The organism is Paraclostridium sp. AKS73 (assembly GCF_025671395.1).
GTDB lineage: Bacteria > Bacillota > Clostridia > Peptostreptococcales > Peptostreptococcaceae > Paraclostridium > Paraclostridium benzoelyticum.
The window spans coordinates 45512-52085 of sequence record NZ_JAIXHU010000023.1 but is presented as its reverse complement, the minus strand read 5'-3'; the positions used below and the strand labels follow the sequence as shown (position 1 = coordinate 52085).

Sequence of the window (6574 nt, the reverse complement as noted above, 5' to 3'; positions counted from 1 at the left end):
GAAAAATATAGTATTTATGCTATTATATATATTAATATTAAAAATCAAATTGTATATTAAGTTTAAATATATAAAAATATGAATGGAGATGATTATCTAAATGGGATTTTTTAAAAGATTAAAAAATGTTGTGGAAGCTAAGGCAAACAAAGCTATTGAGAAGCATGAAGATCCAATAGAAATGTTAGATTTATCAATAACTAAAAAAGAAAAATTACTTCAAGATGCAAAAACAATGCGCAAACTTTATAGCATCAGTAGATAATATAAGAAATGAGAAAAAATCATTAGAAGAGAAAATAGAAAAATACGAGCAAGCTACAAAGGCTGCATTATTAAAAGAAGATAATGAGAAAGCTCAAGGTTTTGTAAAACAAAAACTAGAAATGCAAGATAAATTAAATCTAACTATAGTTAGAATAGAAGGTCAAGATAAAAAAATACAAGAAATCAAATTTAAAATTGAAGAACTAGAGCTTGAAATATCTAAAATGAAATCTAAAAAACAAGAATTAGCTACTAGACTTGATGTAGCAGAAATAAACAATGAGATTAATGAAACTTTATCAGGATTAAGTGATGATCATGGTATAAATTTAGATGAACTTGAAAAGAAAGTTCAAGAAAAAGAAAGTTATGGTAAAGCACTAGAGACTATGAAAACAAAGAGTGAAGATGATATGCTTGATGAATATATAAATGATTCACCAGTGGTTGATTCTAAAGTTGAAGATGAGCTAGAAAGAATAAAAAGAGAAATGAATAAATAGATATACTACTAAAGGTAGATGGTTAAAAGCTATCTACCTTATTTTTACGCTTAAAGAAATTATATTTAGCTAATATTTGTGGATAACTTATATAATATAGTGATATAAATGTTTTGGTGAAAGTAAAAAATGATATTTTGAGCAACGGACGAAGTCGTCTGAGTAACGGGACACGAGTTTACCGAGTGGGCGTTGACGACATGAAGTGGTTCGCAGACGCAGTCGCTCAGGCGAAGCGAATTTTTATTATTTAATTTGTTAAGTTTTTTTAGGAGGTATAGTATGGACGAAAGAATTTTAAATGAAAAGAAAAAATACGATAAAATGTACACGGATTTAGTATTTGCAGCAAATGATTTAAAGCAAATGTTAAGTAGTGAAGAATTAAGAAAAAGAGTTTTTATAAGAAAGTTAGATGATTTGTCAGGGTATATAGCTTTTTTAAATGATCTAGAAAAGAAGAAAAATGAAGATAAGAATATATTTTCTAAACTATTTAAAAAGAAAAATAATATAGAAGATGAAATACAATCTTACTTAACTAGAGATAAAAGAGAGTCTATAAATAAGTTAGATAAATGTAAAACGTGTAAGTGTATTAATTGCGTAAAGGAGTGTAATTTTAATAGATGTATAAACTGTAGGGAATCAGAATACACGTATGATTGTGATAAGGAAAAATTTGTATTTACAAAATCTACAGATATAGTAACTTTATATAATGGAGATGAAGAATTCAAGTTTGATGTTAAGGGATACTTAATAGAAATACAAGATCAATCATTAAGTAGATATGTATATTTGGTAGATAGTAAAGATAAAGACAATCAACAACTATTAGAGTATTTTAAGTTTAAAGGGGAAGAAAGCTATGATTCAGTAATAGATGGAGAAGATACATCAAATTTAGATAGATTATATAATAAGTTCATAGAAATGGGGTTAAATGTATAATGAACAAATTAAAAAGGAATATAACTCTTTTTTTAACTGTATTTATATTTGCTATAACTTGTGCATTTACTTTTTCAATAGAAAAGTCATATGCAACTTCAAATAAAAATGAAACTTCAAATGTTGAATACCAAGTGGCGAAAGGAAGATCCTCACATAGCTCAAGTCGATCAAGTAGCAGTTTTAAATCGAGCTCAAGTAGCTTTAAGCCGAGTTCAAGTAGCTTTAAACCAAGTTCTAGCACTAGCAAACCAAGCAGTAGTTATACAAAGCCAAAATCAAGTACAACAAAACCAGATTCAGGAAGTTTTAGCACTAAACCAAAGCCTGATACAACAATAAATGAAGGAAGTACTGGAAATAATTCAAATAATAATACGACAAATCCAAAATCAAGCACAACAAAGCCTGATTCGGGAAGTTTTAGTACTAAACCAAATACAAATTCAAAATCAAATGCTAATGACAATACAAATTCTAAAAATAAAAAGAATGATTATGATGATGACTATGGAGGTAGCTCTAGTAGAAGAACATATATACCACAAGCATATGGGCGAGGCTTTTTTGGTTTTGGAGGATATAATCCATTTAGATATATGGGTTATAGAATGGGAATTAGCCCTATGATAATGGATATAGTTATGATTGTAACTGTATTAATTGTATTATACATTATAATAGACTTTATAAGAAGTAGAAAAAATAGATAGAAATTTTATTTTACCAAATTAGAAAATATATAATGAACATTGTTTTATATTGTTGTATAATGGATTATATAACAATTAAATAGTAAGTATTAGGTGTCAATAGACTTAATAGGGAATTAGATGAAAATTCTAAGCTACCCCAGTAACCGTAAAGCTGACGAAATCTAAGTATCCACTGAGAAATTGGGAAGGATTGAGAGTAGAATGAAGCTGAGCCGGGATACCTGCCAATGCTTAAAGGCTAATTATCTTCTGAGGGTTGGATAAAGGCGATTATACACGAATAGATTAAGGCATACTCTCTGAGTATGTCTTTTTAAATTGAAAAACTATGAGTGTAAAATTGTATAAGACGTATACTTTAATTAAGCTTTTATAATTAATTTATTGAAAATTATTTATTTTACAAATAAATCTCAATAAAAGGAATTAGATAAAAAAATAGAATTATATCATTGTTATGTAAAATCAACACGAAAGGAATGAAAAAATGTCAAAATATTTAGCGTATCCATTTTTATATGATAAATCAGATGATTTAAGATGCGATTATGAAATATTTACAGATGAGATATCAAGTACAATAGGACTATTAAGGGCTTTTGTTCAAGATGAAAATTTAAAAAAAGAATTAAGTAAGATAAATGAACTTGTATATCACATGAATGCATCGCTTAGAACATTTGTAAGCTTAACAAATGATGAGTTAAAATGGTTAGAATCTAGAACCGTATTCTATCAAGATGAAATAAAAGGTATTTTTGAGAAGTTTGTTTTGCCTCAAGGCGGAGTCTGTGGTAGTTATGCACATATTATAAGGACAAAATGCAAAGCATTAGTAAGATTATTACATAGATATAAAGAAAATGGAAATGATGTAGATGAATTATTATTTGATTTTGCGAATCTATTGTCTGGGTATTTTTTTGTTCTAGCTATAAAGCTTAATAAAGATGAAGGAATACAAGAAACTGAATTTATAAGTAAAAATTATAAGTAAGGAGAATGAAAATGAAAAAAAGAATTTTAACATTAATAACTACTATTTTAGTGGTTATGCTTGCAGTCGCTGGATGCGGTCAAAAAGAAACAGTAGTAAAAGATAGAGAAGGAAATGATTTTACAGTTCCTAAAAAATTAGAAAGAATAATATCAACAGCTCCATCTAATACAGAAGTGTTAGTTGAATTAGGACTTGCAGATAAATTAGTAGCTGTTGATAAATATTCAGCTGACATACCTGGATTACCTAAAGATATAAAATTAATAGATTTTGCAAATCCGGATGCAGAGGCTATAGTATCTTTAGAGCCAGATATGATTATAGCATCAGGACACAATAAAACTGGAAATAGTGAAGATCCATTTAAAGTAGCTAAAGAGTCTGGTATAAGTGTTGCATATATACCAAGTAGTGATAGTATACAAGGTATATACGATGATATCATGTTTATAGCTGATATAACTGGTACGAAAGAAAAAGGACAAGAGATTGTAGACAATATGAAATCTCAAGTTAATGAAATAGCTAAAATAGGAAAAACAATAAAGGATAAAAAGAAAGTTTACTTTGAAATTGGGCCAGCACCAAATCTATATAGCTTTGGAAATGGAACATTTTTAAATGAGATGATAGAGTTAGTAGGTGGAGAAAATATATTCGCTGATCAAAAAGCTTGGATATCACCTAGTGAGGAATCAGTTATAGAAAAAAATCCAGATGTAATATTAACTAATGTAAATTACGTTCAAGATGCAGTAAAAGATATAAAAGGACGCGAAGGTTGGAAAAATGTAAATGCAGTGAAAAACGGACAAGTATACTTAATTGATACAAACGCGTCATCAAGACCATCTCAAAATGTAGTAAAAGCGCTAAAACAAATGGCAGAGTATATAAATCCAGATGCGTACGCAAAACAAAAATAAAACTTTAGCGATTTTATCAATACCGCTAGTATTTTTTATAATTAGTATTGGAACTTCCATAGGAAGTTCCAATATTCATATATTGGATACTATGAATATAATTTTAAATAAGGTTATAAATTTACCATTAAGAGAAGGGATAGATCCAAAAGATATATCTATAATATGGGCCCTTAGGATACCGAGAGTATTATTAGCTTTTATGGTTGGAGGATGTTTGGCGGTTAGTGGATCGGTAGTCCAGTCAATACTTAAAAATGAATTGGCATCCCCGTACACGCTAGGAGTATCATCAGGAGCCTCTTTAGGAGCTGGATTAGTTATCGTTCTTGGAATATCTATACCATTTCTCGGGCAATTGACATTGCCATTAATAGGTTTTTTATTTGGGTTAATAACTGTATATGGAGTGATAGTTTTTTCTTCTAGAATAGATAAAACTATGGCGAATAATACAATTATACTAGCAGGTATGGTTTTTTCACTTTTTGTAAACGCACTACTTACAACACTTACAGCGCTTTTTAGTGAAGATATAAAAAGTATAAGTCTTTGGCAAATGGGTAGCTTCTCTATGAAGGGATGGTCATATGTGAGAGTTTTAATTCCATTTTTAATTATAGGTATTATTGGAGTTTTAAGATACACAAAAGAAATGGATATATTAACATTTGGAGAAGAACAGGCAAAGGCAGTAGGTGTAGATACAAATAGAGTTAAAAAACATTTATTTATACACTCAGCCATTTTAACTGGAAGTGCAGTAGCATTAAGTGGAACAATCGGTTTTGTAGATTTAATAGCGCCACATATGGTCAGAAGGGTATTTGGATCAAAACATAAATATGTAATACCTATGTCTTTTGTATTTGGAGGATCACTTATGGTAATAACAGACTTAATTGCCAGAACTATTGTATCTCCAGCAGAGCTTCCGGTAGGAGCTATTACAGCAATTATAGGGGCACCATTCTTTGCATATGTGTATTTTAGCAAAGGAAAGAAGTGATGACATGTTAGAAGTAAAAAATCTTTATTGTGGTTATGAAGATATTGATATTATAAAAAATGTTAATTTTAAAGTTGAAAGAGGAAAAAATCTTTGTATAGTAGGTCCAAATGGATGTGGGAAAAGTACGCTTTTGAAATCTATAGCTAATATAATAAATTACAAAGGAAGTATAACTATAGATGGTATGGAAGTTTGTAATTTTTCAAGAAAAAATCTAGCAAAAAAAGTAGGACTTATGAGCCAGATAACTCAAATATATTTCCCGTATACAATATATGAAACTGTAGCACTTGGAAGATATGCACATTCAACAGGAGTATTTAATTCTTTAAGTAAAGAAGATAAAAAAATAGTATTAGATTGTATTGAAAAGGTAGGATTAAGTGATATAAAAGATAAAAGCATAAATGAATTAAGTGGTGGACAGTTACAAAGAGTATTTTTAGCACGAACAATTGCTCAAGATCCAGAAGTTATATTATTAGATGAACCTACTAATCATCTAGACTTAAAATACCAAATTGAGTTGTTAGAACATTTATCTATATGGGCAAAAAATAATAATAAAATTGTTATTGGAGTTTACATGATTTAAATTTAGTTCACTATTTTAGTGATGCAGTTTGCTTATTAAATCATGGGGAGATAGTTTGTTATGGAAGCTCAAGAGAAGTTTTTAATGGAGATTATTTAAAGGAAGTTTATAATATAGACATAAAGGAATTTATGTTAGAGGTTTGGAAAAATGGAAATAAAAAAGCTTTAGCAATTTTTATAAATTGCTAAAGCTTTTTTATTGGTATAGATATTTTTGTTATATAATCTTTTGAACTATAAGATGTTAAGCTATCTAAAATACCATATTCAAAAGAAGGTCCTATCATTTCATAACCATTTTTATTTATAGTATCTATTAGTGTTTCGTAAGTTTTTCCTATATCTTTGTATTCTCCCTTATGAAGAGCTATAGCATAAAGTCCTTCAGATTTTTTTAAAACATTAGGAGCGCTTAATTTATTATGTAGAGGGAAAAATACAGAATGCGCAGTAGTATAGTTTTTACTAAGCAAATCTTCTAAAGATATTATTGTACCTACTTGATAATTGTATGGATATTTATTTTTATTAACAATAGTTAAAAGTTTTTTAAATGCTATATCAGTTTGTAAAAGTTGAAAAGGTTTTTCTACTTTTTG

At 28.6% G+C, this 6574-nt stretch carries 9 protein-coding genes and 1 riboswitch; of the genes, 8 read left to right on the top strand and 1 reads right to left on the bottom strand.

What is annotated here, in order from left to right; all coding sequences use genetic code 11:
- Positions 1 to 100 precede the first annotated feature (100 nt).
- The 8 genes from LEQ07_RS12825 (at position 101) to LEQ07_RS12790 (ending at position 5973) form a co-directional block, all read left to right on the top strand.
- Entirely contained in the window at positions 101 to 265 is a 165-nt protein-coding gene (locus LEQ07_RS12825; protein ID WP_263330940.1) for a PspA/IM30 family protein, read from the top strand.
- Entirely contained in the window at positions 225 to 770 is a 546-nt protein-coding gene (locus tag LEQ07_RS12820; protein WP_263330939.1) for a PspA/IM30 family protein, read from the top strand. Before LEQ07_RS12825 ends, LEQ07_RS12820 begins: the two co-directional genes overlap by 41 nt.
- Positions 771 to 1052: 282 nt before the next feature.
- Positions 1053 to 1724 (top strand): hypothetical protein, encoded by a 672-nt coding sequence (locus LEQ07_RS12815; RefSeq protein WP_263330938.1) that lies wholly within the window; start codon positions 1053 to 1055, stop codon positions 1722 to 1724.
- Complete coding sequence (locus tag LEQ07_RS12810; protein WP_263330937.1) at positions 1724 to 2437, top strand: hypothetical protein; 714 nt, start codon at positions 1724 to 1726, stop codon at positions 2435 to 2437. Before LEQ07_RS12815 ends, LEQ07_RS12810 begins: the two co-directional genes overlap by 1 nt.
- Positions 2438 to 2510: 73 nt before the next feature.
- Positions 2511 to 2683: riboswitch (cobalamin riboswitch) on the top strand.
- Positions 2684 to 2927: 244 nt separating this feature from the next.
- A complete protein-coding gene (locus tag LEQ07_RS12805) occupies positions 2928 to 3437 on the top strand; it encodes an ATP:cob(I)alamin adenosyltransferase (protein ID WP_046823378.1) in 510 nt (169 codons plus the stop codon).
- Between the two features lie 11 nt (positions 3438 to 3448).
- Entirely contained in the window at positions 3449 to 4366 is a 918-nt protein-coding gene (locus LEQ07_RS12800) for an ABC transporter substrate-binding protein (protein ID WP_332840876.1), read from the top strand.
- Positions 4344 to 5375, top strand: a complete 1032-nt coding sequence (locus LEQ07_RS12795) for a FecCD family ABC transporter permease (protein ID WP_046823376.1) — start codon at positions 4344 to 4346, stop codon at positions 5373 to 5375. Before LEQ07_RS12800 ends, LEQ07_RS12795 begins: the two co-directional genes overlap by 23 nt.
- Positions 5347 to 5973: an ABC transporter ATP-binding protein gene (locus tag LEQ07_RS12790; protein ID WP_332843176.1), complete on the top strand. Its 627-nt coding sequence runs from the start codon at positions 5347 to 5349 to the stop codon at positions 5971 to 5973. Before LEQ07_RS12795 ends, LEQ07_RS12790 begins: the two co-directional genes overlap by 29 nt.
- Positions 5974 to 6160: 187 nt before the next feature.
- Here the strand turns inward: LEQ07_RS12790 and LEQ07_RS12785 are convergent, their stop codons facing one another.
- Positions 6161 to 6448, bottom strand: a complete 288-nt coding sequence (locus LEQ07_RS12785; protein ID WP_263330936.1) for a GyrI-like domain-containing protein — start codon at positions 6446 to 6448, stop codon at positions 6161 to 6163.
- Between the last annotated feature and the right edge of the window lie 126 nt (positions 6449 to 6574).

What these genes read in the sequence shown, in the direction of transcription:
- LEQ07_RS12825 (WP_263330940.1), top strand. Translation starts at nt 101, where the DNA reads ATGGGATTTTTTAAAAGATTAAAAAATGTTGTGGAAGCTAAGGCAAAC.
- LEQ07_RS12820 (WP_263330939.1), top strand. Translation starts at nt 225, where the DNA reads ATGCAAAAACAATGCGCAAACTTTATAGCATCAGTAGATAATATAAGA.
- LEQ07_RS12815 (WP_263330938.1), top strand. Translation starts at nt 1,053, where the DNA reads ATGGACGAAAGAATTTTAAATGAAAAGAAAAAATACGATAAAATGTAC.
- LEQ07_RS12810 (WP_263330937.1), top strand. Translation starts at nt 1,724, where the DNA reads ATGAACAAATTAAAAAGGAATATAACTCTTTTTTTAACTGTATTTATA.
- LEQ07_RS12805 (WP_046823378.1), top strand. Translation starts at nt 2,928, where the DNA reads ATGTCAAAATATTTAGCGTATCCATTTTTATATGATAAATCAGATGAT.
- LEQ07_RS12800 (WP_332840876.1), top strand. Translation starts at nt 3,449, where the DNA reads ATGAAAAAAAGAATTTTAACATTAATAACTACTATTTTAGTGGTTATG.
- LEQ07_RS12795 (WP_046823376.1), top strand. Translation starts at nt 4,344, where the DNA reads ATGCGTACGCAAAACAAAAATAAAACTTTAGCGATTTTATCAATACCG.
- LEQ07_RS12790 (WP_332843176.1), top strand. Translation starts at nt 5,347, where the DNA reads ATGTGTATTTTAGCAAAGGAAAGAAGTGATGACATGTTAGAAGTAAAA.